Below are 25,592 nucleotides of genomic sequence, written 5' to 3'. Positions count from 1 at the left end.
GGTTAGCATGAATCGTTGTCAACGCCGATCGGACGGGGCTGAACGATCACCATGAGTGAACGGCGCACACTGCGCGGGCAGGTGGAGCAACTCGCCCGCGAGATCGCGAAGTTCGGCGCGGTCGGCGGCCTCGGCGTCTTCGTCGACCTCGGCGTCTTCAACCTGGTACGGCACCACACCGAGCTGCCCGTCGTCAGGGCCAGCATCATCGCGACGGTGGTCGCGATCGTCTTCAACTACGTGGGCTTCCGCTACTTCACGTACCGGGACCGTGACAAGAGCCGCCGCACCAGGGAGCTCACGCTCTTCCTGCTGTTCAGCGCGGTCGGCCTGGTGATCGCGAACGGCGTGCTCTTCACCGCGACGTACGGGTTCGGCTGTGACACGCCGTTGCAGAGCAACGTGTTCAAGTTCGTCGGCATCGGCGTCGCCACGCTCTTCCGCTTCTGGTCGTACCGGACGTGGGTGTTCCGCGCGCTGCCCGCGCGGGAGGCCGTGGAGGCCGCGGAGTCCATCCTCGCCGAGAACCAGGCGCGGAGCGTCAGGAAGTAGGCTCCTGCGCCGCCTCGCGGCTCAAGCACCTTCTGCCGTTTGATCAGCTTCGCGGCTCAAGCACCTTCCGTCGCTTGATCAGCTTCGCGGCTCAAGCACCTTCCGTCGCTTGATCGGCTTCGCGGCTCAAGAAGAGCGCGAAGACCGGCGGGCACTGCTGGAGCAGCTCCAGTCGACCGCCGTCCGCCTCCGCCAGGTCGCGGGCGACCGCGAGTCCCAGGCCCGTGGAGTTCTGGCCGCTGACCGTCCGCTCGAAGACCCGGGCGCCCAGCTCCGGCGGCACACCCGGCCCCTCGTCGGTGACCTCGACCACCGCCTGGTTCCCGGTGACCCGGGTACGGATCGCGACCGTACCGTCACCGTGCATCAGCGAGTTCTCGATGAGCGTGGCGAGCACCTGGGCGACGGCTCCCGGCGTGCCGACCGCCCGCAGGCCCGGCTTGCCGGAGCGCACGATGGCCCGGCCCTCGCTGCGCACCGCCGGCCGCCACTCCTCGATCTGCTGCTTGACGACCTCGTCCAGGTCGAAGGCGATGGCGGAGCCGGTGCGCGGGTCGCGGGAGTTGGTCAGCAGCCGCTGCACCACGTCCGTGAGCCGCTCGACCTGACCCAGGGCGATCGTCGCCTCTTCCCTGACCGTCTCCAGGTCGTCGGTGACCGTGATCTCCTCCAACCGCATGGACAGCGCGGTCAGGGGCGTACGCAGCTGATGGGACGCGTCGGCCGCCAGGCGCCGTTCGGCGGTCAGCATCCGCGCGATCCGCTCCGCGCTGCTGTCCAGCACATCGGCGACCCGGTCCAGCTCGGGCACCCCGTACCGGCGATGGCGCGGCCGCGGGTCGCCGGAGCCCAGCCGCTCGGCGGTCTCGGCCAGGTCGGTGAGCGGGGCGGAGAGCCGGTGCGCCTGCCGTACCGCCAGCAGTACGGCGGCGATCACGGCCAGCAGCGCCACCCCGAGGATGATCGTCAGGGTGCGGCCGACCTCCTTGCTGACCGTCGAGCGGTCCGCCTCGACCAGCACGGTCTCGCGGTGTTCGCCCACCTTCTCGGCGGAGATGACGCTGCCACCGGGGCGCGTGCCGACCTCGACCGGCTCCCGGCCGGGGATCTTGATCCGGGCGTAGCGTCCGCTCCCGACCTGCTCGCGCAGCACCTCCGGGGTGATGCGCTCGCCGCCGATGAGCCGGCTGTCGACGATGCTCACCAGCCGGACCGCGTCGGAGTCCACGCTCTCCTGGGCGCTGTTCTCGATGGTGCGGGTCTCCACGATCACCAGCGAGACGCCGAAGACGGCGATGACGACGAGCACCACGGCGAGCGTGGAGTTGATCAGGCGACGGCGCATGTCCCTACCGTGTCAGCCCGGGTCAGCTTTTCTCGAACCGGAAGCCGACACCGCGCACCGTGGCGATGTAGCGGGGGTTGGCGGCGTCGTCGCCGAGCTTCTTGCGCAGCCACGAGATGTGCATGTCGAGGGTCTTGGTGGAGGACCACCAGGTGGTGTCCCAGACCTCGCGCATCAGCTGGTCGCGGGTGACGACCCGGCCCGCGTCCCGCACCAGCACCCGCAGCAGGTCGAACTCCTTGGCGGTGAGCTGGAGCTCCTCGTCCCCCATCCAGGCGCGGTGGGACTCGACGTCGATCCGCACCCCGTGGGTGGCGGGGGCCTGCGCCTGCTGCTCGCCGGCGCCGCGCCGCAGCAGGGCCCGTACCCGGGCGAGGAGTTCGGCGAGGCGGAACGGCTTGGTGACGTAGTCGTCGGCGCCGGCGTCCAGTCCGACGACGGTGTCGACCTCGTCGGCCCGGGCGGTGAGCACCAGGACCGGGAAGCCGTGCCCCTCGGTGCGCAGCCGACGGCACACTTCCAGCCCGTCCATGCCCGGCAGACCCAGATCGAGGACGAGTAGATCGACGCCCCCTTGCAACCCGGCGTCCAGCGCGCTGGGTCCGTCCTCCCGCACCTCTACCTCGTATCCTTCGCGGCGCAGCGCGCGTGCGAGCGGCTCCGAGATGGACGCGTCATCCTCGGCGAGCAGTACTCGGGTCATGGGAGTGATGGTAGTCCGACGGGGTATGCGATCGGGGCGGGATGGCGGCACCGCCCGCCGTGACCAGCCCTGACACGGTCGAACCACCGGTCGGCGAACGGCCGGCGAACGCATGATCTTAGGCTGGTGAGAAGTTGCGCCTCATACTCGTGACTTTTCTCTCATCCAGCCCAATGTCCGCCAGGACGTGGCTTATCGTGACGGGACGTCTGTAGCACGACCTTGAGGACCTTTGGCCGCACGGCGCGCCGGAGGTCTTCTTTGTGCCCGGCTGGAACCCCCAGTCGCCGACACAGCGAACCCCCCTCACCGAAGGAATCACCATGGCGTCCAGCCTGACGAAGGACGCCGCGGACCCGGGAAACCCCACGGTCAGCGGCAAGACCTTCTTCGGCCACCCCCGCGGACTGGCCACGCTCTTCATGACCGAGATGTGGGAGCGCTTCAGCTACTACGGCATGCGCGCCCTGCTCGTCCTGTACCTGCTCTCTGGTGGGCCCGACGCCGGCAAGGGCAGTCAGGGCGGCGGCCTGGGGATGGACGAGGCGGGCGCCACGGCCATCTACTCCGTCTATGTGGCCCTGGTGTACCTGCTCGCCATGCCCGGCGGCTGGATCGGCGACCGGGTCTGGGGGCCGCGCAAGACGGTCACCGTCGCGGCGAGCATCATCATGGCCGGCCACCTGTGCCTGGCCGTGCCCGGCGAGGCGATGTTCTTCGTCGGCCTGGCGCTGGTGGCGCTCGGCTCCGGTCTGCTGAAGGCCAACATCTCCACGATGGTCGGCCAGCTCTACGACGGCCCGGACGACCCGCGTCGCGACGGCGGCTTCACCGTCTTCTACATGGGCATCAACATCGGTGCCTTCGCCGCCCCGCTGGTCATCGGCACGGTCGGTGAGGAATACAACTGGCACCTGGGCTTCGCGCTCGCCGCGGTGGGCATGGCGATCGGTCTGATCTCGTTCCTGATCGGCACCCGCCACCTGTCGCCGCGCTCCAGCGTCGTGCCGACCCCGCTGACGGTCGAGGAGCGCAACTCCTGGCTGCGCAAGGGCCTGACCTGGCTCGCCGTCGCCGCGGTCTTCTACACGATCGTCGTGGCGTCCGGCCACTGGACGCTGAACTGGGCGCTGATCCCGATCACCATCGCGGGCCTGATCATCCCGGCCGGCGTGCTCCTCCGCATCAAGCGGGACAAGGAGCTCTCGGCGGTCGAGCAGCGCAAGATGAACGGCTACATCTGGTTCTTCGTCGCCGCGGCCGTCTTCTGGATGATCTTCGACCAGGGCGGCTCGACGATGTCCGCCTTCGCCGAGAAGAAGACCACGGACGACGTCTTCGGCATCCACTTCTCCACCTCCTGGTTCCAGTCGGTGAACCCGCTGTGGGTGATGGCACTGGCCCCGGTCTTCTCCTGGATGTGGCTGTCCCTGGCGCGGCGCGGCCGCGAGCCCAACACCACGGTGAAGTTCGCCACGGCGCTGCTCTTCATCGGCGCCTCGTTCTTCATCTTCGTGATCCCGATGGGCATGACCGAGAACGGCTCCAAGGTCACCCCGGCCTGGCTGATCTCGATCTACATGATCCAGACCATCGGTGAGCTGTGCCTCTCCCCGGTCGGCCTCTCGGTGACGACCAAGATGGCCCCGGCGAAGTACGCCAGCCAGATGATGGGCGTGTGGTTCCTGGCCGTCACCGCCGGTGACTGCACCACGGGTCTGCTGTCCATCGCGGAGGTCGACCTCAGCGGTCGGGGCATCATCGCGCTGCAGGCCGGGCTGGCGGTGCTGGCCGGCATCGCGGTGTGGATGTACCGCAAGCGGATCGCCGAGCTGGCGGACGCCAGCTGACAGACGGCGGCGGCCGGGTGACCGGCTGACGTACGGGAAGGGCCCGGCGCGGGATACGCGCCGGGCCCTTCGTGTGTGCCGGGCCTTCGCGTGCGCCGGAGCCTTCCCGTATGCCGGAGCCTTCGCGTGCGCCGGGCCCTGTCGCGTTCGTGGACCGCCGCTGCCGCACCTTCACCCGTACGGCCCCGTACGGGATGCGGGGCGGGCGGCCGGCCCGCACGATGTGGCCGTGGCGCCCATACGTCGTCGCGTACGGCCCCGCCGTGGAGCGGCCCGCCTCACCGTGTGCGGGGCACTGCTGCTGGGCTGCTGTGCGACCCTGCCGCCCGCGGCGACGGCCGTACGCTCCGCCGCGGCGGCCGTACGCACCCCGGTGGCGGCCGTACGCACTCCCGTGGCGGTCACGCGCACTCCGATGGCTGTCGTACGCGCTCCGGCCGGCCGGGACGGGGCGGTGGAGACCCACGCCTACGGGGCCCACTCCCGGCAGGTACTCACCGCCTACCGGCCGCCGGGCGGCGCGCCGGGGCCGGGTCTGGTGATCGTGCATGGCGGCTACTGGGCAATCGACACGGACTGGAGTGGCTGGGCCCGTACGTTCGCCGCCCAGGGCTTCACCGTCTTCGACGTCGACTACCGCCTGAACTCCGACGCCCGCTGGCCCGCCCAGCGGGACGACGTCCTGGCGGCGCTGGGCTGGATCCGCCGCAACGCGGCACGGTTCGCGCTCACCGGGGACCGGCTCGTGCTGCTCGGTTCCTCGGCGGGCGGGCAGATCGTGACGAACGCGGGCGCGTACAGGGCGGGTGGGAGGCAGGTCGCCGGGGTGATCGCCCTGTCCCCGGTGGCGTCCCCGTACCGGGCTTGGCTGGACGGCGGCACGGCGGACGCGGCCCCCGAGCAGCGGAGACTGCGCCGCGAGGCCGCGCGGCTGGCGGGCTGCGAACCGGTACGGACCGAGGGGGCCTGCGGGCGGGTGTGGCGGGACATGGCGGCCCGCCACCACGCCTCGGGAGCCGACGACGCGCCGATGTACCTGCTGCACTCGGCGGCCGACTTCGTGCCCGCCGGGCACGCGTGGGACCTCGCGGCGGCGGAGCGGTCGGCGGGGATGGCGGCGGCCGACATCACGGTCGAGGTGGTCCCGGGCGACGCGCATGGGGCGGGCCTCTTGGAGGACCCGGAGGTCGTGGCCAAGGTGGCAGCGGCGGCGGCCGCGTGGACCCGGGGCCGGACGGACTGACACGGGATGCGGGGCCGGACGGCGGGCTGGGGCACGCGGGCCGGACGAGCTGGGCGCACGCAGGGCCGGACGGGCTGGGGCCTGCGAGGTCGGACGGGATGAGGCACGCAGGGGCGGACGGGCTGGGGCGCGCAGGGCCGGGACGGGCTGAGGCACGCAGGGGCGGACAGGCTGGGGCGCGCAGGGCCGGACGGGATGAGGCACGCGGGCCGGACAGGCTGAGGCACGCAGGGGCGGACGGGCTGGGGCACGCAGGGCCGGACGGGCTGACGGCGCCGATACGGGCGCGTACGCACGCACCGTGCCGCGCGGCGGGCCCGTCCGGCCCTTGGGGACCCGGCTCAGCGGCGGTTCCGCACGGTGCGCCGCCACGGAGTGGCCGTGAGCAGTCCCGCGCCGAGCAGCACGACCGTGCCGCCGATCAGGCCGAACGCCATGAGCCCGCCGTGATCGCCCGCGCCGGTCTCGGCGAGGCCGCCGCCGGTGCCGGACGCGGAGCCCGAGCCGGAGCCGGACGTACCGCCGCTCCCGCCGCTCGTCCCGCCCGTGGCCCCGCCGCTGGACCCGCCTCCGGTGCCGCCACCGGTGCTGGATCCGCCCGTGACGCCGCCCGGCTGTCCCGTGGTGTCCAGCTCCAGCGAGGCGCCAGGGGCCTTCACCGGGGTGCAGGTCGTGGTCGTACCGAGCGCCTTGACGGTCAGTACGCCGGGGCTGAGCGTCGACTTGCCGCTCGCGCCGGGCTTGTACGTACCGGTGAGGTCCGGGATCGCGATCGGGTCGCCGGACTTGATCGGGTCCTTGTTCACCGGGCCCTCGACCGCGACGGTGCCCTTGTCCGCACCGCCGACCGTGACGGCCATCGACGGCTTGACCGAGCCCGCCGGGATGTCCGCCGGGCTGTCCATGACGGACTTGCCGAACTTCACGGTCAGGTCGAACGCCCCGCTCTTCTCCTTGGCGTCGATCCGCACCGGGGAGACCGCGCGCTTGTCGCCGATGGGCGTCTTGCACAGGTAGTCGACGTCGATCTCCTTTCCGGTGTGGGTACCACCGCCGGGATCGCCACCGCCGGTGGTGCCACCGCCGGTCGTACCGCCAGTCGTACCGCCGGTGCTGCCTCCCGTCGCACCGCCGCTCGTACCGCCCGTGGTGCCACCCGTCGTACCGCCCGTGGTCCCGCCGCTCGTCCCGCCGGTGGTCCCGCCCGTCGTACCGCCGTCGGCCGTCACCTTGATGGTGGCGGCGGGCTTCACCGTCTCCTTCGGCGAGCACTTGGTGTCCGTGGAGACCGGCTTGCTGACGTTGATGTTGTAGAAGCCGGGGGTCAGCGTGACCTCCCCCGCCGCCGTCAGCTTCACCTTGGCCTTCATGTCGGACAGCGGCATCGGGCTGTTCTTGGGGACCGGCGGGTTCTGCCGCGGGCCTTCGAGCCGCAACTCGCCGGTCTGGGCGCCGCCCAGGGTGATCGTGCCGGTCGGTTTGACGGTGTCCTTCTCCAGATCGAGGATGTCCGGGTTCTTGGAGGCCGCCGCGACCGTCTTCCACACCACCTCGACCTCCTGCCCCACCTTGGCCGTGGCCGGGGCCTGGATGTCCACCTTGGTGGTGCCCTGGATCGGCGGCAGGCCGGAGATGGGGGGCGGCAGGCACTCGGTCTGGTACGCGACCTCGGCGGCCCCCGCGGCACCCGCGCCCATCAGCACACCCGCGCCGCCGAGCAGCAGCGCGACGGCCGCCGCACCCACTCTCCGTTCCGTACTCACGTGACTCACGTCGTCCCCTTCCGGGTCGTTCGGTCATCGGACGGTGCGGATTGCGCAGTCTCTGGTGGTGCCGGTGGCGCATCTTGTGCCGGTGGCGCATCGGGCGCCGTACGCGGCCGTACGTGGTCCACCACCGCCATCCCGATCCGGAAGACCGCCGCCGGGACCACCACGCACAGCAGCACCCAGAAGAGCGTCACGCCCCAGGGCCGCCCGACCGACCAGGGCTGCTCGACCAGCGTCTTCTTGCCGTAGCGCAGCGAGATCCGATAGTCGCCATGTGCCCCGGCCGACAGCTCGACGTCCAGCTTGACCTGTGCCTTTCTGCCCGCCGGGATGGTCCCCCGCCACCTTCGGTCCGCCCATTCGGGGGCGAGGACGCCGTGCGAGGTGCCGATCTGGAAGACCGGGTTCCGTGCGGGGGACGAGCCGAGGTTGCCGACCGTGACGACGAGCTTCCGGCGCGGCGGCGCCCCGAACCAGGTGAGCGGCCCGCTGGACCCGTCGAGCCGTGCGGACAGCACGCTCAGCCGCTCCCCGCCGCTGTCCTCCGGCAGCGGCGCCACCGGATGCCCGGCGACCTTGAACGGGGCGTCGGCGCTGGTCGGCTCGCCGGTGGCGGTGGCCACGTGGACGACGCACGGGCAGGGCTTGGGAGGGTCGGCGACCGGCAGTCTCCGGGAGAAGGAGCCGTCGGCGTCGGTGGTCACGGCGCGGCCGTGGGCGTTGGCGCAGGAGTTGGTGCCGCCGATCATGTTCTGTCCGCAGATCAGCAGGGTGAGCAGGGCGCCGGGCCGCCATCCGCTCCCCCGTACGGTGACCGTCCCGCCCGCGCCCGCCTCGGGTACGGAGACCTCGGCGGTGGGCCCTGCGTCGGCGCGCGCGGGGGACGCGGCGGGCAGCCCCGCCAGCGCGGACAGCGCCAGGGCCAGGGCCAGCACGACCACCGCCACAGCCAGCCGCGGCCCGGCCCGTCGGCCGGGTCGTGGCCCGGCCCGCCGGCCCGGCCCGCGCCCGCCACCGCGCCCCCCGCCCCGCGTCGGCGTCGCGCGCCCCTGGCCGTACCCGCCGCGCGGACCGTGCCCGCCGCGCGTGCCATGCCTGCTGCCCCGGCTGCTCACGTCCGCGCTCCTGACCTTCCTCGTCGTCGTACGTACGCGGCGCCCGCGCCCACCGCCGCCACGGCGAGCGCGCCCGCGGCGGACACGACGGCCCAGCCGGGAGCGGCCCGGTAGGAGGTGGTCGCCGTGTCGCGGGCGCCGCCGGCCGCCGTCACCGTGAGCCGCACCTCCACCGCGTCGAGGCCGGGCGCGCCGGCCCAGTCCTCGGTGAGGCCGGTGCGCCGCCCCGGCGGCAGGGCGACGGGGAGCGGCCGGGCACGGCGGCGCAGCACCTCCCCGAACAGGCCGTCCGCGCGGACCGCGAGCCGGGGCCGCAGGACGGTGTTGCCGCGGTTGACCAGCGTGTAGTGGATGGACGCGCCGCCACCCGCGCGTGCCACCACCTTCAGGTCCTCCACGGACAGCGCCGCCAGGGGCGTGCCGGTCACCCGCAGCCGCACCCGGACCGCCGCCGTCCGGCCGCCGCCGTCCGCGACGATCGCACCGGACCGGTCGCCGGGCGGGGTCTCCAGAGGGACGGTCACGGTGAACGGGACGTCCGCGCGGGTGCGCGGCGGCACCGTCAGCGCGCGCTCGGCGAACGCCAGCCACGGCGCCGGTGCGCCGGTGCCGCGCAGCAGGACCGTACGGGCCCGGCCGCCGGGATTGCTGACCGACAGCGTGTCCTTGAGCACGGCCCCGGGGCGCCCCTCCAGATGGACGTATCCCCGGCCGTCGCCCGAGGGCGCCATGGACCAGTCCCGGGGCGCGGCCGCGGCCGGTGGCGGGGCGGCGGGCGGCACCGGGGACAGGCCCGGGGACACGAGCAGCACCGTCGCCACGGTGCCGGCCGCGCGCATGACGTGTGCCACGCGGGTACGTCCCGTCAGCGCGCGGGCCGGTGGCGGCGGCTGAGCCACAGCGTCCCGGCCGCTCCGGCGAGCAGCACCGTGCCGCCGAGGGTGCCCAGCGCGACCGCCGAGTCGGCCGGTCCCGTCTGCGGCAGCCCGCCGCCGCCCGTGGCACCCGGGCCACCCGAGCCGCCGGAGGCGCCCGGGCCCGGGCCTCCCGACCCCTTCACCTCCAGCGTCAGCGACGGACCGGGGGTGTTCTTCGGCTCGCAGGTCGTCGTCGTGCCCAGCGCCTTGATCGTCAGGGTCGAGGCGGTGAACGTCACCTTGCCGCTCTTCTTGGGCGTGTACGTACCCGTCAACTCACTGATTCTGATGGGCGTGTTGGCGGGGATGGCCTCGGTGTTGGCGGAGCCCGACACCGCGACCGTGCCCGTCTCCGCGCCGCCCAGCCTGATCAGCGCGCTCGGCTTCATCGCGCCCTTGCCGAGCTCGACCGGGCTGGACGAGACGCCCTTCTCGAAGGACATGGTGAGCTTGTAGGACCCGCCGCTCGGCACGCTCTTGATGGCGATGGGCGAGACGGCGCCCTTCTCGCCGATGGGGGTCTTGCACTGGTAGTCCACGTCCACCGTGTCGGCGTGCGCGGCCGGTGCGGCGGCGAGGAGCACCGCCGCACCGGTCCCGGCGACGGCGAGTGCGCGGCGTGCAGAGTGGGACACGCGGATCCCCTCCCGTTACTGACGACACATCAGATTTGCGGTGACGGTACGCCGGGGACCTTGACAGGGGAAGACACACAACACGCCGGATCCGGCGCGGGCACGGGACAAAGGGCGCACGGGGGCCGAGGGGAGGAACGGGCCGAGGGCGAGGAACGGGGAGAGGCGCGGGGAGCGGGCACCGGGGAGCGCGGGACGGAAACGCGAGGAGAGACGGGGCGGGGCGGGTGCGGGGCGAGGCAGGTGCGGGGCGGGGCGGGGCGGGGCGGGGCAGGGCGAAAACGCGCCGCCCGGCGTCAGGACGGTCCGGCCAGCTCCGCCCAGACGGTCTTGCCCCTGCCGTCGGCGCTCCGTACGACCCCCCAGTCGAGACAGAGCCGCTGCACTATGAACATGCCGTGCCCGCCCGGCCGGCCGGCGCGGTGCGGGTTGCGGGGCGCGGGCGTACCGGCGCCGTGGTCGGCGACCTCCAGGCGCAGCACCTTGCCGTGGCTGCTGACCCGGAGCTCCTCCGGGCCGTCCGCGTGCAGGCACGCGTTGGTGACGAGCTCGGAGACGACCAGCAGGACGTCCTCGGCGGCGGCGCGCTGATCGGCCGTGGCGGCGGGCAGCCAGCCCCAGTCCCGCAGCGCCTGGCGGGTGAAGTCGCGGGCTCGCGGCACGGCGCCACTGGCGTCGGTCAGCTGGAGCCTGCGGATCTGGCCGGCCTGCGGCGCGACCGGCCTGGCGGCAGCGCCATCCGACTCCGGGCCACGCTCGCCCGGTGGGTACGGCCGGGTGGTGCTCATCAGCGCTTCACCTCACCGATTCACCGATTCAGGGACAAGGAACATCTGACGCGTATCAACAGATTCAGCTGTCTCCTGCCCGGCCAAAGCGTGAGAACACCCACTTCTTCGGGATGGGTCATGTGACGGAGGCAACGCGTGCACTGACTCACATCTCAGTCGACGGCGAGCGCCGCGTCCAGGGTGTCATGCACGGTGAAAACGGCTTCCGCTCCCGTGATCTCGAACACCCGGGCCACCACGGGCCGCATTCCGGCCAGATGCACGCCGCCGCCCTCGGCCTCCGCCTTCAGGCGCGCGCCGAGCAGGACGTTGAGACCGGTGGAGTCGCAGAAATCGAGCCGCGAGCAGTCGACGACCAGGCGCACCAGGCCCTCCTCGACGCTCTTCTCCAGCGGTTCACGCAGCAACTCGGCGGTATGGTGATCGAGCTCACCCACCGGGGTCACAACCGCGCTCGCTCCGTGGTGCCGAACCTCGACCTGGAGTCGGCCTTTGCTTGTGCTGCCGACCATCCCGCGGTCCATGTGCGCACCTCTTCTGGCGTCTCGTAGCTTTCGATTGCGCGCTTCGAACATTACGCCTTCCGTACGCAGCGCGGTAGCCGAACAATTCACATCCATCACCAAATACGGACATCTGGCACTTGCCACGTCGCAGGCGATACCGGTAGGCGTAGTAGAGACACATCCGACCACGGCCGGCTTTGGAGGCGCCGCTCACCGCAGGAAGACGTCATGGCTTCGGCAGCCATATGCCGAGAATGATGGAGGAGACACCCATGTCACCCCAGCTCGACGAAGCCCGCTCCTACCCCCAGGACACCGGATCGTCGACCCCCTCGCACGAGGAACCCACCCTGTCCGGGCGATCCGAGCTGTTCGAGGATCTGCCCGAGATCCCGCCTTTCGAAGAGGTGGGCCCGGTGGACGCGAGGGCTCTGTCCAAAACACTCTTCGAGCGGCTGGAGTCGCTGGAGGAGGGGACGCACGAGTACGCGTACGTCCGCAACACCCTGGTCGAACTCAATCTGGCGCTGGTGAAGTTCGCCGCGTCCCGGTTCCGCTCCCGCAGCGAGCCGATGGAGGACATCGTCCAGGTCGGCACCATCGGCCTGATCAAGGCCATCGACCGCTTCGAACTGAGCCGGGGCGTCGAGTTCCCCACCTTCGCGATGCCGACCATCGTCGGCGAGATCAAGCGGTTCTTCCGCGACACCAGTTGGTCGGTGCGGGTGCCCAGGCGGCTGCAGGAGCTGCGCCTGGACCTGGCCAAGGCCGGTGACGAGCTGGCGCAGCGGCTGGACCGCGCGCCGACCGTCGGCGAACTGTCCGAGCGCCTCGGCATCACTCGCGACGAGGTCGTGGAGGGCATGGCCGCGAGCAACGCGTACACCGCGAGCTCGCTGGACGCCCAGCCCGAGGAGGACGAGACCGAGGGCGCGCTGGCGGACCGTATCGGTTACGAGGACCACGGCCTGGAGGGCATCGAGTACGTCGAGTCCCTCAAGCCGCTGATCGCCGAACTGCCGTCACGCGACCGCAGAATCCTCTCGCTGCGGTTCGTGGCGAACATGACCCAGTCGGAGATCGGTGAGGAGCTGGGCATCTCGCAGATGCACGTGTCCCGGCTGCTCTCCCGCACGCTCGGACGGCTCCGCAAGGGGCTGATGGTCGACGAGTAGTCGCGCTGTCCGCTGTCGTGGCAGACGTGTAGTCGTGGCAGACGTGTAAGGGCCCGCCCCGGGTGTTCTGGGACGGGCCCTTATCCGTATGTGTATCCGTGTCACTCGGCCAGCGCGCCGTCCTTCCAGACCGCCGAGGCCAGCGGGACACCGGGGCGGTAGGCGAGGTGGACGTGGGAGGGGGCGTCGAGGAGGGTGAGGTCGGCGCGGGCACCGGGGGTGATCCGGCCGACGTCGGTACGGCGCAGGGCCGCGGCACCGCCCGCCGTGGCCGCCCACACCGCCTCGTCCGGGGTCATCCCCATGTCGCGGACGGCCAGGGCGATGCAGAACGGCATCGAACTGGTGAAGGACGAGCCGGGGTTGCAGTCGGGCGAGAGCGCGACGGTGGCGCCCGCGTCCAGCAGGCGGCGGGCGTCGGGGTACGGGGAGCGGGTGGAGAACTCGGCGCCGGGCAGCAGGGTGGCGACCGTGTCGCCGCTCGCCAAGGCGTCGACGTCGGCGTCGGAGAGATGGGTGCAGTGGTCGGCCGAGGCCGCGCCGAGTTCGACGGCGAGCTGGACGCCGGGGCCCTGGGAGAGCTGGTTGGCGTGCACCCGCGGGGTCAGACCGCGGGCCGCGCCCGCGGTGAGGATCGTCCGGGCCTGGTCGCCGTCGAAGGCGCCCTGCTCGCAGAACACGTCGATCCAACGGGCGTACGGGGCACAGGCGTCGAGCATCGGGCCGGTGACCAGGTCGACGTAGGCGTCCGGGCGGTCGGCGAACTCGGGGGCGACGATGTGCGCGCCGAGGAAGGTGACCTCGTCGGTGTGGGCGGCGGCGATCTCCAGAGCGCGGGCCTCGTCCTCGACGGTGAGGCCGTAACCGGACTTGATCTCGATGGTGGTGGTGCCCTGGCGGCGCGCCTCGGCGACGTACCGGCCGACGCCCGCGTGCAGGGTGTTGCGGGAGGCGGCGCGGGTGGCGGCGACGGTGGTGCGGATGCCGCCCGCGCTGTACGGGCGGCCCGACATGCGGGCGTTGAACTCCTCGGTGCGGTCGCCCGCGAAGACCAGGTGGGAGTGGGAGTCGACGAAGCCGGGGAGCACGGCCCGGCCCGCCGCGTCGACCCGGTTGTCAGTGCCGGGTGCTTTGCTTGACGGACCGACCCAGGCGATGCGGTCCCCGTCGATGACGACCGCGGCGTCCTGGATCAGGCCGAGGGGGCCTTCGCCGAGGGAGGGGTCGTTGGTGACGAGTCCGGCGATGTGGGTGATGGCGGTCGTCTGCGTGGGCGCGGGGCCGGTGGGCGCGGCGGGCGCGGCCAGGGGGGTGTGCGTGTGCGGATGGGGCTGGGGGGTCATCGCGGGGGTGCTCTCCTTGTTCGGCCGGGCCTGCCGCGCGCCGGTCAGCCGCGCAGCGCGTCGATGGTCTCGGACAGGGCTTTCGGGACATCCGGCACGAGCTGATGACGGCCGTCACGCACGATGTGGCGGCCGCCGACCACCGTGTGCCGCACATCGGCGCCGGTCGCCGCGAATACGGCTGTCTCGGCGGCCAGCCGGGGCGGCGGACCCGCGGTGCGTACCGAGCTCAGCGTGATGGTGGTGAAGTCGGCGAGAGCGCCGGTCTCCAGCCGCCCGGCGGCGTCCCAGCCGAGCGCGGCGTGCCCGTCGGCGGTGGCGGCGCGCAGCAGCTGGGCCGCCGTCCAGTGGCCGCGCGTGCGGGTCCGCAGACGCTCGTCGAGTTCCATGGCGCGAGCCTCTTCAAACAGGTCGATGACCGCGTGGCTGTCGCTGCCCAGGCTCAGCGGGCTGCCCGCGCCCTGCACTCGCACGGCCGGGCCTATGCCGTCGGCCAGGTCGCGCTCGGTGGTGGGGCACATGCACACACCGGTGCCGCTGCCGCCCAGGAGCTCGATGTCCTCGGCGGTGAGATGGGTCGCGTGGACGGCCGTGGTTCGGGGACCGAGCGCCCCGTGATCGGCCAGGAGGCGGGTCGGGGTGCAGCCGTGCGCGGCGAGGCAGGCGTCGTTCTCCGCGGTCTGCTCGGAGAGGTGCACATGCAGCGGGGCGCCCCGGTCGGCGGCCCACCGGGCGACGGTGGACAGCTGGGCCGCGGGCACGGCGCGTACGGAGTGGATGGCCGCGCCGATCCGGGCGTGCGGGCGGTCGGTGAGCGCGGCGGCGCGCTCCGCCCAGCGGTCCGCGGTGCCGTCGCTGAAGCGGAGCTGGGGGACGGTCGGCGGTCGGCCGAAGCCGGCGGAGAGATAGGCGGTGTCGAGGAGGGTGATGCGGATGCCGGCTTCGGCGGCGGCCTCGATCAGGGCCTCGCCCATGGCGTTGGGGTCGTCGTAGCGGATGCCGCCGGGGGCGTGGTGGACGTAGTGGAACTCGCCGACGCACGTGATGCCCGCCAGGGCCATCTCGGCGTACACGGCGCGGGCCAGGAAGAAGTAGTTCTCGGGGGTGAGCCGGTCGGCGACCGCGTACATCACCTCGCGCCAGGTCCAGAAGGAATCGGGCGCCCGCCCGCCGGCCTGCGCCGCCTCGTCCGCCGCGGCCGCGTTCCCCGCCCGCGCCTCCCGAAGGACGCCGGCCCGCGCGGCACCGGCCTGGACGGTGCCGCGCAGGGCCCGGTGGAAGGCGTGCGAGTGGGCGTTGGCCAGGCCGGGGACGGTGAGGCCGGGGAGGCTGACGGCGCCGGTGGGCGGGTCGGTCACCCCGGTCCGTACGCCCGTGACGCGGCCGTCCGCGCCGGTCTCGACGACCACGCCCGACTCGACGCGGCTCAGGCCCGGCTCGGCGTGGCCCGGGTCCGGCCCGGCGGCGGCCGGGCCGGGTCCGGAGCGGCCCGGGCCGGGCGTGGCGGCCGCCGGGCCGGGCCCGGCCCCGCCCCCGGCCCGGGAGGGGCCGAGGAGGGCGTGCTCCAACCAGTAGGTCTGCGGTGTCAGCGACACGCGAGGCCCTCCAGTACGTCGGCGAGTGCGGTCACCCCGGCGAGGCAGTCGTCCTCGGCGGCCGTCTCGGCGGGCGAGTGCGAGACGCCCGTGGGGTTCCGTACGAACAGCATGGCAGTGGGCACGCAGCCGGACAGGATTCCGGCGTCGTGTCCCGCGCCGGTGGGCAGCACGGGGACGTCGCCCAGCAGGCCGGAGAGCCGGTCGCGCAGGGCGTGCCCGAACTCGACCACGGGGGTGAACGACTCCCGGGTCACGGTCACGTCCACGCCGTCGCGCTCGCCGCGCTCGACGGCCGCCCGTTCGATCTCGGTGACGACGGCGTCCAGGGTCTCCTGGTCGGCAGCGCGGGAATCCAGCCAGCCGCGGACCAGGGAGGGGATGGCGTTGACGCCGTTCGGTTCGACGCTGACCTTGCCGAAGGTCGCCAGGGCACCGGCGAGCCGGGCCTTCTTGCGTGCGGCGAGCACGGTGTTGGCGTAGGTCAGCATCGGGTCGCGGCGGTCTTCCAGACGGGTGGTGCCCGCGTGGTTGGCCTCACCGTGGAAATCGAACCGCCAGCGGCCGTGCGGCCAGATGGCGGAGGCGATCCCGACCGGGTCACCGGACAGGTCGAGGGCCCGGCCCTGCTCCACATGGAGCTCGACGAACGCGCCGATGCGGGCGAGCCGTTCGGGGTCGGGGCCGATGGCCTCGGGGTCGTACCCGGCGCGCTCCATCGCCTGGGGAAGGCTGATCCCGTCGGCGTCCCGGAGCCGGTGGGCGGCCTCGACGGTCAGCTGCCCGGCGGCGAGCCGGGAGCCGACGCAGGCCAGGCCGAAGCGGGCGCCTTCCTCGTCGCCGAAGTTGACGATGGCCAGCGGCCGGGTCGGCTGGGCCCGGCGCGAGCGGAGTTCGTCGAGTGCGGCGAAGGACGACACGACGCCGAGCGGGCCGTCGAAGGCGCCGCCGTCCGGGACGGAGTCCAGGTGCGAGCCGGTGACGACCGCGTCCCCGGCGGCGGGGTCGCCGAGCCAGGCCCACTGGTTGCCGTTGCGGTCGACCTCGTAGGCCAGTCCGCGGGACTCTGCCTGCGCCTGGAACCACGACCGGCAGTCGGCGTCGGCGCCGGTCCAGGCGTACCGCCGGTAGCCGCCGGTGGCCGCTTCGCGGCCGATGGGCAGCAGGTCAGCCCACATCTCGTGGAACGAGGTTGTGGGCAGTCGTTCCGCAGGGGCGGAACGGGTGGGCACAACCGGACCCGCACCCGGCGACGGTGCGCAACCCCCGGACCGGGGACCCGTTTCGTACGCGGCTGCGGGCCGGTGGTCGGGGTGTGCCCGCCCTCCCCCAGCGCTGCCGCTGGGAGGTGCCCCCAGCCCAGCGGGACGATCGCCCACACCCGGGTCTGGGTGGCTCACGAGTCCTCCCGCATGGGGATGCGGACACCCCGGTCCCGGGCGACCTCGTCCGCGCGGTCGTAACCCGCATCGACATGCCGGATCACACCCATCCCCGGGTCGTTCGTCAGCACGCGGCGGATCTTCTCGCCGCCCAGCTTCGTGCCGTCCGCGACCGTGACCTGGCCCGCGTGGATCGAACGGCCCATGCCCACGCCGCCACCATGGTGGATGGAGACCCAGGACGCGCCGGAGGCGACGTTGACCATGGCGTTGAGCAGCGGCCAGTCGGCGATCGCGTCGGAGCCGTCGAGCATCGCCTCGGTCTCCCGGTACGGGGAGGCCACCGAGCCGCAGTCGAGATGGTCGCGGCCGATGGCGAGGGGGGCCTGGAGCTCGCCCGACGCCACCATGTCGTTGAAGCGCTCGCCCGCGCGGTCCCGCTCGCCGTAGCCGAGCCAGCAGATGCGGGCGGGCAGGCCCTGGAAGTGCACCCGCTCCCCCGCCAGCTTGATCCAGCGGGCCAGGGACTCGTTCTCCGGGAAGAGGTCGAGGATCGCGCGGTCGGTCTTCGCGATGTCCTGCGGGTCGCCGGAGAGGGCCGCCCAGCGGAACGGGCCCTTGCCCTCGCAGAACAGCGGCCGGATGTACGCGGGGACGAAACCGGGGAAGGCGAAGGCGCGCTCGAAGCCCGCGAGCTTGGCCTCACCGCGGATGGAGTTGCCGTAGTCGAAGACCTCGGCACCGGCGTCCATGAAGCCGACCATCGCCGCCACGTGGCTGGCCATGGACTCGCGGGCCCGCTGGGTGAAGTCGGCCGGCTTCTCGGCCGCGTACGAGGCCATGTCCTCGAAGGCCACGCCCAGCGGCAGGTAGGACAGCGGGTCGTGGGCGCTCGTCTGGTCCGTCACGATGTCGATCGGCGCGCCCATCGCGAGCAGCTGCGGGACGAGCTCGGCGGCGTTGCCGAGGACGCCGATGGACAGCGGGCGGCGGGCGTCGCGCGCCTCGACGGCGAGCCGCAGGGCGTGGTCCAGCGAATCCGCCCGCACGTCCAGGTAGCGGTGCTCGATACGGCGCTCGATGGCGCGCGGGTCGCAGTCGATGCAGATCGCCACGCCGTCGTTCATGGTGACCGCGAGCGGCTGGGCGCCGCCCATGCCGCCGAGCCCGGCGGTCAGGGTGATCGTCCCGGCCAGGGTGCCGTTGAACTTCTTCGCGGCGACGGCGGCGAACGTCTCGTACGTGCCCTGGAGGATGCCCTGGGTGCCGATGTAGATCCACGAGCCCGCGGTCATCTGGCCGTACATGGTCAGGCCCAGCTGCTCCAGACGGCGGAACTCCTCCCAGTTGGCCCAGTCGCCGACGAGGTTGGAGTTGGCGATGAGCACGCGCGGCGCCCACTCGTGGGTCTGCATCACGCCGACCGGGCGACCCGACTGGACGAGCATCGTCTCGTCCAGCTTGAGGGTCTTCAGGGTGCGCACCATCGCGTCGAAGGAGCGCCAGTCCCGGGCCGCCTTGCCGGTGCCGCCGTAGACGACGAGCTTGTCGGGGTGCTCCGCCACCTCAGGGTCGAGGTTGTTCTGCAGCATCCGCAGGGCGGCTTCCTGCTGCCACCCCTGAGCGCTCAGCTCCGTGCCGCGCGGCGCCCGCACGGGTCGCGGTCCTGACATGGGACGTGCCTCCCTGCTTATCGACCTGGATCAAGTTATTCACATCTTGTCGCCCTTGAATACCTCTAGTCAACAGGGTCGGCGGGGGCGCGCCGGACCGGGTTCGGATGGTTGGCTGGGGTCATGGCCACCGATCCGCAGTGGGAACCGGCAGAGACGGCCGTACGGGTGGAGGCCGCCGTACGAGCGGAGGCGGCCCGGACGGAAACGCCCGTACGGGCGGAAGCGGCCGTACGGGCGGAGACCGCTGAGCCGGCGGGAGCGGCCGAGGAGGCCGACGCGGCCACGGCCACCGCCACCGACACAGCCACTGCCGCCGCCACGGCCTCGGCCGCTCGGCGCGAGCGCGCCGTCCGCGCCGCCGTGGCACACGGGCTGATCGGGCCCGACCGGCCCGTCGTCGGCCTGCTGGACGTCACGGGCATCCGGGCCGCCGCGGGCGCCCTGCGCGCCGCGTTCGCCGAGGTCACCGCCCCCGGCACGGCTGTGCTGCACGCGTTCGCCGTCAAGGCCGCCGCCCTCGTCCCCGTCCTCCGGCTGCTCGCGGACGAAGGGCTGGGCTGCGAGGTCGCCAGCCCCGGGGAGCTGGCGCTGGCCCGCGCGGCGGGCGTGGGCGCGGACCGTATCGTGCTGGATTCCCCCGCCAAGACCCCCGGCGAGCTGGCCGAGGCCCTCGCCCTCGGTGTCGCGGTCAACGCCGACAACCCCCAGGAGCTGGCCCGTCTCGACGCGCTGATCGCCGTCGTCCCGGGCCCGGAGCCCCGCTCCCCGATCGGTCTCCGCGTCAATCCCCAGCTCGGCGGCGGGGCCATCGACGCCATGAGCACCGCCACGGCGACCTCCAAGTTCGGGGTCGCGCTGCGCGACGCAGGAGCGCGGGAATGGGTCGTGCGCGCCTTCACCGACCGGCCGTGGCTGACCCGGCTGCACGCCCACGTCGGCTCCCAGGGCTGCTCGCTGGAGCTGTTGGCGGCGGGGGTACGGGCCGCGTACGAGCTGGCGGAGGAGATCAACCGGGCGGTCGGCCGCCGCCAGGTCGACACCCTCGACATCGGCGGCGGACTCCCTGTCAACTTCGCCTCGGACGAGGTGACCCCGGCCTACCGCGACTACGCCCGCGTCCTGCGCGCCGCCGCCCCCGGCCTCTTCGACGGCCGCTACGTCCTGGTGACCGAGTTCGGCCGCTCCCTGGTCGCCAAGTCCGGCACCGTGCTGGCCCGCGTGGAGTACGCCAAGTCGGCGGGCGGGCGCGCGATCGCGATCACGCACGCGGGCGCCCAGGTGGCCGTACGCACGGTCTTCGCCCCCGAGTCCTGGCCGCTGCGGGTGGCGGCGTACGACGCGGAGGGGCGCCCGAAGCCGGCGGGGGACGACACCGTGCAGGACGTCGCGGGCCCGTGCTGCTTCGCGGGCGACCTGGTCGCGGTCGGCCGGCGGCTGCCCCGGCTGGCGGCGGGCGACCTGGCGGCCCTGCTGGACACGGGCGCGTACTACTTCTCCCACCACTTCGCGTACAACAGCCTGCCGCGGCCCGCGGTCTACGGCTTCGCCACGGCAGAGGACGGGGACGTGCGCTTCGCGACCGTACGCAGCCCGCAGACGGTGGAGGAGCTCATCGCGGAGAGCGGCGGCGCGCACGCGGCGGCGCTGACGGGGCTGGGCTGACAGAGCTGGGCCGACAGGGCTGGGCGCTGAGGGCCCTCAGTCCGCGAACAGCCCCCGCGCCACCGCCCTCGCGTCGAACTCCTCCAAGCGCGCCTGCGCGTCCGGCAGCGCGTCGCACATCGCCTCCAGCAGCACCCGTCCCAGCAGCATCGGCGCGCACGCCGTGTCGAAGGCCAGGCCCGTACCCACCGCGGCGGGCAGCAGCAGGTCGCTGTGCCGGGCCACCGGGGCGAAGGCGCTGTCGGCGACGGTCACCACGGTCAGGCCCGCGCTCTTGGCGTACTCCAGCGCCTCGACCACCTCGCGCGGGTGGCGCGGGAGCGCGAAGCAGAGCAGGGCGGTGGCGCCCGCGCGGACGGCCGCGTCGACGCGGTCGGCCAGCATGGTGCCGCCCTCGTCCAGCAACCGGACGTCGGGGTGCACCTTGCGCGCGAAGTACGTGAACCCGCTCGCCTGGGCCGTCGCCGCGCGCAGCCCCAGGACGGGCAGCGGCCGGGACGTCGCGAGGAGCCGTCCGGCCCGGATCACGGGAGCGGGGTCGGCCAGCAGCGCGGCGAGGTGGCGCAGGTTGTCGATCTCCGCGTGCACCGCCTGCTGGTACTCGTTGTACGCACCACCAGGGGCGGGCGAGGCGGGCGTGACATCCCGCAGGTGCCTGCGCAGCGCGGGATAGCCGTCGAAGCCGAGAGCCACCGCGAACCGGGTCACGGACGGCTGGCTTACGCCCGCCAGCTCCGCGAGTTCGACGCTGGACAGGAACGGCGCGTCCGCCGCCCGCCCCACCATGCAGTGCGCGATCCGGCGCTGCGTCGGGGTGAGCCTGTGCCCCTCGAACAGCTTCTGCAGGCGGGCGGCGCTGTCCGCGGCGGCGGTCGGCTCGTACTCCGTACCCATGGCGTCCTCCTGCCCCAGCGTGCCCGGCCCCCGACGCGGATATTCACGCGCCTGCGGCTGTGCATGACTATATGCGGAAGCGGGGTGGGAGCAGCAGGACGCCAGTCCCCCGGGCGACGGGCCGGGCCGGCCCTCCCGGCGGCAGACCAGTCCGCTGGCGACGGGCCAGTCCCCCCGGCCGTACACCGGGGCCCCCGTCGGAAGGCCAGCCCCCGGCCCTTCGTCAGTCCCCCCGGCCGTACGCCTCCGTCGCGAGCCGCACCGCCGCGGCCACCCCCAGTTCCGGTTCCGCCTTGCGCAGCGCCCGGACCACCGACACCTGGTCGGTCTGCTCGTCGACGCCCGACCCTGCCAGCGCCCGCCGCACCCAGCGCACCCGCAGCTCGGCCTCCGTCAGCGCGGCCTGCTCGTTGACGAGGGCGACCGCGCGCTCCAGACCCGGGCGTTCGACCTCGTCGGCGGTGGCCAGCGCCCGCCTCAGGACATGGCCCAGCTCCTCCGCGTCACGCAGCACCAGCACATTGAGGCCCTGGTTACTGAAGCCGAGCATGCCACTCCTTGTCGCCCGCACGTGGGGATCCGTCCATCCAGAGATCCCGTCTCGCGCACCGTATGCCCGTCCGCACCTACGGGACATCAGCCGCCAGACCGTTTCCGCACCCCTCCTATGGGCGGGGGCGGGCTACGGGGCCATGGGCGGGGCCGGGTGCCGGGGCCGCGCCTCAGGCCGGCGGCAGCAGCTTCTTCTGCGGCTTGCCCATCGCGTTGCGCGGCAGCTCCGCCAGGAAACGGACCTTGCGCGGCCGCTTGTGTACGGAAAGCTGCCCGGCCACGAAGTCGGTCAACTCCTGCTCCGTCACCCCGTCGGCGACCACGTACGCGACGATCTCCTGGCCCAGGTCCTCGTGCGGCGCGCCGACGACCGCCGCCTCCCGCACCGCCGGGTGGTCCAGCAGCGCGTTCTCCACCTCGCCCGCGCCGATCCGGTAGCCACCGGACTTGATCAGGTCGGTCGAGGCGCGCCCGACGATCCGGTGCGAACCGTCCGCCTCGATGGCGGCGATGTCGCCGGTGCGGAACCAGCCGTCGGCGGTGTACGCCCCGGCCGTCGCGTCGGGCCGGTTCAGATACCCGTCGAAGAGCGTCGGCCCGGACACCTCCAACTCGCCGATGTCGGCGCCGTCCTCGGCCACCACCCGCGTCCGGACCCCGGAGACCGGGGTGCCCACATAGCCGGGCCGCCGCCCGCCGTCCGCCCGCGCCGAGACGGTGATCAGGGTCTCCGTCATGCCGTAGCGCTCCACCGGGCGCTGCCCGGTCAGCCGCGCGAGATCGCGGAAGACCGGCGCGGGCAGCGGCGCGCTGCCGGAGACCAGCAGCCGGGCCCCGCTGAGCGCCCGCGCCGCCGTCCCGTCCCGTACCACCCGGCCCCACACCGTCGGTACGCCGAAGTACAGGCTGCCGCCCGCCGCCGCGTACGCCTCCGGAGTCGGCCGGCCGGTGTGCACCAGGCGGCTGCCGGTGCGCAGCGCGCCCAGGACGCCGAGCACCAGCCCGTGCACATGGAACAGCGGCAGCCCGTGGACGAGGGTGTCCTCGGCCGTCCACGCCCACGCCTCGGCGAGCGCGTCCAGGTCCGCGGCGACCGCCTGGCGGGAGATGAGCGCGCCCTTGGGCGCGCCGGTGGTACCGGAGGTGTAGAGGATGAGCGCGGTGGACGCGGACTCGGGCTCGGGCTCCGTCCATGTGCCGCGCTCCCGCAGGTCCACGGGCACGGTCTCGACTCCCGCGCCGGTCTCGGCGGCGGCATCGGTGGCGGTCGTGTCCGGTCCGTCCAGGAGCAGGGCCGCGCCCGAGTCGCGCAGGATGTGGTCCCGCTCGACGGGCCCGGAGTCCGGGGGTACGGGCACGACCGGCACCCCGGTCAGCAGCCCGGCCACCACCGCGGTCACGGTCTCCAGCGTGGGGGTCGCCCGTACCGCGACCGCCGGTGCCCCCGCGATCCGGGCCGCGACGGCGCCAGCCGCGCCCAGCAGGTCCTCGCGGGAACAGGCGCGGCCCGCGACCGAGAGCGCGTCGGGGCGGTCGCCACCGGGTTCCGTGAGGGACGTCAGCAAGGGTGCGGCCACGGACTGCTCCTTCGGCAGGGGGCTTTTTCCCCCGGGTCGGTTGGGGGGCTAGCCCTACTTACAACGGCACTGCCGCGACCGTACCGTCAAGACCATGGACGCCCGCGACCCGGAGCTGAAGAGAGAACTCGACACCGCCATCCAGACCCGCAAGGAGCTGGGCGAGGAGTACGAGTCGGAGCTGGTCGACTCCTTCCTGGAGAAGGTCGAGCAGCGGTTCAACGACACCGCCGACCGCCATGTGCGCCGGCAACTGGCCGAACAGCAGATGGCGGCCGCCCGCGGCGCCCGCCCACCGGGCGGGGGACCGCCCGGGCTGGGCCAGGGGCTGGGGCTGGGCGAGCGCTTCGGCTTCGTGGCGGTGTCGTTGATCCTGGCGATCCCGCTGTCGGCGATAGCCGCGGCGAACGCGGGCCTGGAGGGTCTGCTGGTCGCCTGGGCCGGGATATTCGGAGTGAACGCGGTGCACGCGACAAGCGGCTTCGCCTGGCTCCGCCGCCACCGCGACCCCGACCACGCCCCCGAGCACGCCCCCGAGCACCGGGACGACGCCGACAACCCCGGTCCGCACATACAGAAATAGGGGGGGGGACCGCCGCACCCCGGTGTGAGCACCGAGGGCGGGACGACGGCGGTCCCCCACTGGGACGCGGGCCAGGTCAGGGCCGGCTGCCACGTCCGGGCGACCATGGAGGTCCGGGAGCCGCTCCGGAGGTCCGTGTCGCCGCACTTCGGGTGTCGGTGTCGTCCTTTCCGACGCCCCTTACTGTGCCGGACCTGTGTTAAGCGCGCGCTGCGGGCGCGTGACGCGTACGTACACCTTGCGGGACATCCGCGCCGATGCCCTTCACCGCATCGTCAGCTGACGGCCACTCAAGCCGACTTCGGGCTCTTGGCCAGGTACGCCAGCAGGTCCTGGCGGCTGACCACACCCTTCGGCTTGCCCTCTACCAGCACGATGGCCGCGTCCGCGCCATGGGATGCCAGCGCGGCCATCAGGTCCTCGACCGGCTCGCCCGATCCGACCTGCGGCAGCGGCGGGCTCATGTGCTTCTCCAGCGGGTCGCTGAGGGAGGCTCGCTGGGTGAACAGCGCGTCCAGCAGCTCGCGTTCGACGACCGACCCGATGACCTCGGCGGCCATCACGTCGGGGTGTCCGGCGCCCGGCTTGACGATCGGCATCTGGGAGACGCCGTACTCGCGCAGCACCTCGATCGCCTCGCCGACGGTCTCCTCGGGGTGCATGTGGACCAGCGAGGGCAGTCCGCCCTCCTTGCCCTCCAGCACGTCGCCGACGCGGACCGCGGGGCCGGCCTCCTCGAGGAAGCCGTAGTCGGCCATCCAGTCGTCGTTGAAGATCTTCGACAGGTAGCCGCGGCCGCTGTCGGGAAGCAGCACGACCACGACGTCGTCCGGGCCGAGGCCCTCGGCCACCCGCAGGGCGGCGACGACCGCCATGCCGCAGGAGCCGCCGACCAGCAGGCCCTCCTCCTTGGCCAGCCGCCGGGTCATCTGGAAGGCGTCCTTGTCGGAGACGGCGACGATCTCGTCCGCGACGTTCTGGTCGTAGGCGGTGGGCCAGAAGTCCTCGCCCACGCCCTCGATCAGGTACGGGCGCCCGGAGCCGCCGGAGTAGACCGAGCCCTCCGGGTCGGCGCCGATGACCTTGACGCGGCCGTCACTGGCGTCCTTCAGATAGCGGCCGGTGCCGCTGATGGTTCCGCCGGTGCCCACGCCCGCGACGAAGTGGGTGATCTTCCCCTCCGTCTGCTCCCAGAGCTCGGGGCCGGTTGTCTCATAATGCGAACGCGGGTTGTTCGGGTTGCTGTACTGGTCGGGCTTCCAGGCCCCCGGCGTCTCCGCCACCAGGCGGTCGGAGACGTTGTAGTACGAGTCGGGGTGCTCGGGGTCGACGGCCGTCGGGCAGACCACGACCTCGGCGCCGTAGGCCCGCAGCACATTGATCTTGTCCGTGGAGACCTTGTCCGGGCAGACGAAGATGCACTTGTAGCCCTTGCGCTGGGCGACCATGGCCAGCCCCACGCCCGTGTTGCCCGACGTCGGCTCGACGATGGTGCCGCCGGGCTTGAGCTCTCCGGAACGCTCGGCCGCCTCGATCATCCGCACGGCGATCCGGTCCTTCACGGATCCGCCGGGGTTGAAGTACTCGACCTTGGCGAGAACGGTCGCCCGGATGCCTTCCGTAACGTGGTTGAGCTTCACCAGCGGGGTATTGCCGACCAGCTCAATCATCGATTCGTAGTACTGCACGCCCTACTCCAGTGTCAGCGGGGTCTCCGCGGTCAAAGG

22 protein-coding genes are annotated in these 25,592 nt (G+C 73.0%); 6 read left to right on the top strand and 16 right to left on the bottom strand.

The features are described 5' to 3' along the window. The first annotated feature begins 51 nt into the window (after nucleotides 1–51). Complete coding sequence (locus ACQUSR_RS20590) at nucleotides 52–552, top strand: GtrA family protein (RefSeq protein WP_431044055.1); 501 nt, start codon at nucleotides 52–54, stop codon at nucleotides 550–552. A 91-nt stretch (nucleotides 553–643) separates the two neighbouring features. On the opposite strand, the gene ACQUSR_RS20585 is transcribed toward ACQUSR_RS20590, so the two are convergent. Beyond that, complete coding sequence (locus ACQUSR_RS20585) at nucleotides 644–1,897, bottom strand: ATP-binding protein (RefSeq protein ID WP_431044054.1); 1,254 nt, start codon at nucleotides 1,895–1,897, stop codon at nucleotides 644–646. 22 nt (nucleotides 1,898–1,919) lie between these two features. Then, nucleotides 1,920–2,600 carry a response regulator transcription factor gene (locus ACQUSR_RS20580; RefSeq protein WP_431044053.1) on the bottom strand — a complete coding sequence of 227 codons (681 nt, stop codon included), beginning with the start codon at nucleotides 2,598–2,600 and terminating at the stop codon, nucleotides 1,920–1,922. A 323-nt stretch (nucleotides 2,601–2,923) separates the two neighbouring features. Between ACQUSR_RS20580 and ACQUSR_RS20575 the strand changes: the two genes are divergently transcribed. Continuing rightward, on the top strand, nucleotides 2,924–4,450 hold the full coding sequence (locus tag ACQUSR_RS20575; protein ID WP_431044052.1) for a peptide MFS transporter: 1,527 nt from the start codon (nucleotides 2,924–2,926) through the stop codon (nucleotides 4,448–4,450). Nucleotides 4,451–4,679: 229 nt separating this feature from the next. Further along, nucleotides 4,680–5,693: an alpha/beta hydrolase gene (locus ACQUSR_RS20570; RefSeq protein WP_431044051.1), complete on the top strand. Its 1,014-nt coding sequence runs from the start codon at nucleotides 4,680–4,682 to the stop codon at nucleotides 5,691–5,693. A 341-nt stretch (nucleotides 5,694–6,034) separates the two neighbouring features. On the opposite strand, the gene ACQUSR_RS20565 is transcribed toward ACQUSR_RS20570, so the two are convergent. The 6 genes from ACQUSR_RS20565 to ACQUSR_RS20540 all read right to left on the bottom strand — a co-directional run bounded on the left by ACQUSR_RS20565 (nucleotide 6,035) and on the right by ACQUSR_RS20540 (nucleotide 11,444). Next, complete coding sequence (locus tag ACQUSR_RS20565) at nucleotides 6,035–7,390, bottom strand: hypothetical protein (protein WP_431047740.1); 1,356 nt, start codon at nucleotides 7,388–7,390, stop codon at nucleotides 6,035–6,037. 71 nt (nucleotides 7,391–7,461) lie between these two features. Continuing rightward, on the bottom strand, nucleotides 7,462–8,409 hold the full coding sequence (locus tag ACQUSR_RS20560; RefSeq protein WP_431047738.1) for a neocarzinostatin apoprotein domain-containing protein: 948 nt from the start codon (nucleotides 8,407–8,409) through the stop codon (nucleotides 7,462–7,464). Between the two features lie 164 nt (nucleotides 8,410–8,573). Continuing rightward, nucleotides 8,574–9,428, bottom strand: coding sequence for a hypothetical protein (locus ACQUSR_RS20555; RefSeq protein WP_431044050.1), 855 nt, complete (start codon nucleotides 9,426–9,428; stop codon nucleotides 8,574–8,576). A gap of 14 nt (nucleotides 9,429–9,442) precedes the next feature. Continuing rightward, nucleotides 9,443–10,129, bottom strand: a complete 687-nt coding sequence (locus ACQUSR_RS20550; protein ID WP_431044049.1) for an LPXTG cell wall anchor domain-containing protein — start codon at nucleotides 10,127–10,129, stop codon at nucleotides 9,443–9,445. A gap of 296 nt (nucleotides 10,130–10,425) precedes the next feature. After that, a complete protein-coding gene (locus ACQUSR_RS20545) occupies nucleotides 10,426–10,917 on the bottom strand; it encodes an ATP-binding protein (RefSeq protein ID WP_431044048.1) in 492 nt (163 codons plus the stop codon). Between the two features lie 155 nt (nucleotides 10,918–11,072). Beyond that, entirely contained in the window at nucleotides 11,073–11,444 is a 372-nt protein-coding gene (locus tag ACQUSR_RS20540; protein ID WP_431044047.1) for an STAS domain-containing protein, read from the bottom strand. A gap of 254 nt (nucleotides 11,445–11,698) precedes the next feature. Between ACQUSR_RS20540 and ACQUSR_RS20535 the strand changes: the two genes are divergently transcribed. After that, on the top strand, nucleotides 11,699–12,601 hold the full coding sequence (locus tag ACQUSR_RS20535; RefSeq protein WP_431044046.1) for an RNA polymerase sigma factor SigF: 903 nt from the start codon (nucleotides 11,699–11,701) through the stop codon (nucleotides 12,599–12,601). Nucleotides 12,602–12,702: 101 nt separating this feature from the next. Here the strand turns inward: ACQUSR_RS20535 and hutI are convergent, their stop codons facing one another. From hutI to hutU, 4 genes are all read right to left on the bottom strand, one after another. Next, on the bottom strand, nucleotides 12,703–13,944 hold the full coding sequence (gene hutI, locus ACQUSR_RS20530; protein WP_431044045.1) for an imidazolonepropionase: 1,242 nt from the start codon (nucleotides 13,942–13,944) through the stop codon (nucleotides 12,703–12,705). Between the two features lie 44 nt (nucleotides 13,945–13,988). Beyond that, a complete protein-coding gene (locus tag ACQUSR_RS20525; protein WP_431044044.1) occupies nucleotides 13,989–15,539 on the bottom strand; it encodes a formimidoylglutamate deiminase in 1,551 nt (516 codons plus the stop codon). Beyond that, nucleotides 15,530–16,717 (bottom strand): allantoate amidohydrolase, encoded by a 1,188-nt coding sequence (locus ACQUSR_RS20520; RefSeq protein ID WP_431044043.1) that lies wholly within the window; start codon nucleotides 16,715–16,717, stop codon nucleotides 15,530–15,532. The genes ACQUSR_RS20525 and ACQUSR_RS20520 overlap by 10 nt, the downstream gene beginning before the upstream one ends. 218 nt (nucleotides 16,718–16,935) lie before the next feature. Further along, entirely contained in the window at nucleotides 16,936–18,594 is a 1,659-nt protein-coding gene (gene hutU / locus ACQUSR_RS20515) for a urocanate hydratase (RefSeq protein WP_431044042.1), read from the bottom strand. A 123-nt stretch (nucleotides 18,595–18,717) separates the two neighbouring features. Between hutU and ACQUSR_RS20510 the strand changes: the two genes are divergently transcribed. Beyond that, the gene (locus tag ACQUSR_RS20510) at nucleotides 18,718–20,259 is read left to right on the top strand and encodes a diaminopimelate decarboxylase (RefSeq protein WP_431044041.1); all 1,542 of its coding nucleotides are present in this window, start codon (nucleotides 18,718–18,720) and stop codon (nucleotides 20,257–20,259) included. Between the two features lie 36 nt (nucleotides 20,260–20,295). Here the strand turns inward: ACQUSR_RS20510 and ACQUSR_RS20505 are convergent, their stop codons facing one another. The 3 genes from ACQUSR_RS20505 to ACQUSR_RS20495 all read right to left on the bottom strand — a co-directional run bounded on the left by ACQUSR_RS20505 (nucleotide 20,296) and on the right by ACQUSR_RS20495 (nucleotide 23,282). Next, nucleotides 20,296–21,153: a MurR/RpiR family transcriptional regulator gene (locus ACQUSR_RS20505; RefSeq protein ID WP_431044040.1), complete on the bottom strand. Its 858-nt coding sequence runs from the start codon at nucleotides 21,151–21,153 to the stop codon at nucleotides 20,296–20,298. Between the two features lie 223 nt (nucleotides 21,154–21,376). Next, nucleotides 21,377–21,703 carry a hypothetical protein gene (locus ACQUSR_RS20500; protein ID WP_431044039.1) on the bottom strand — a complete coding sequence of 109 codons (327 nt, stop codon included), beginning with the start codon at nucleotides 21,701–21,703 and terminating at the stop codon, nucleotides 21,377–21,379. A 172-nt stretch (nucleotides 21,704–21,875) separates the two neighbouring features. After that, nucleotides 21,876–23,282 carry an acyl-CoA synthetase gene (locus tag ACQUSR_RS20495; protein WP_431044038.1) on the bottom strand — a complete coding sequence of 469 codons (1,407 nt, stop codon included), beginning with the start codon at nucleotides 23,280–23,282 and terminating at the stop codon, nucleotides 21,876–21,878. A 94-nt stretch (nucleotides 23,283–23,376) separates the two neighbouring features. Between ACQUSR_RS20495 and ACQUSR_RS20490 the strand changes: the two genes are divergently transcribed. Continuing rightward, nucleotides 23,377–23,865 (top strand): hypothetical protein, encoded by a 489-nt coding sequence (locus ACQUSR_RS20490; RefSeq protein WP_431044037.1) that lies wholly within the window; start codon nucleotides 23,377–23,379, stop codon nucleotides 23,863–23,865. A gap of 290 nt (nucleotides 23,866–24,155) precedes the next feature. Here ACQUSR_RS20490 and ACQUSR_RS20485 read toward each other — a convergent pair whose 3' ends face one another. Further along, complete coding sequence (locus ACQUSR_RS20485; protein ID WP_431044036.1) at nucleotides 24,156–25,553, bottom strand: cystathionine beta-synthase; 1,398 nt, start codon at nucleotides 25,551–25,553, stop codon at nucleotides 24,156–24,158. Nucleotides 25,554–25,592 lie beyond the last annotated feature (39 nt).

The organism is Streptomyces sp. P1-3, assembly GCF_050613155.1.
In the GTDB taxonomy this organism is placed as follows: domain Bacteria; phylum Actinomycetota; class Actinomycetes; order Streptomycetales; family Streptomycetaceae; genus Streptomyces.
This window is presented reverse-complemented; position numbering and strand designations above follow the sequence as displayed.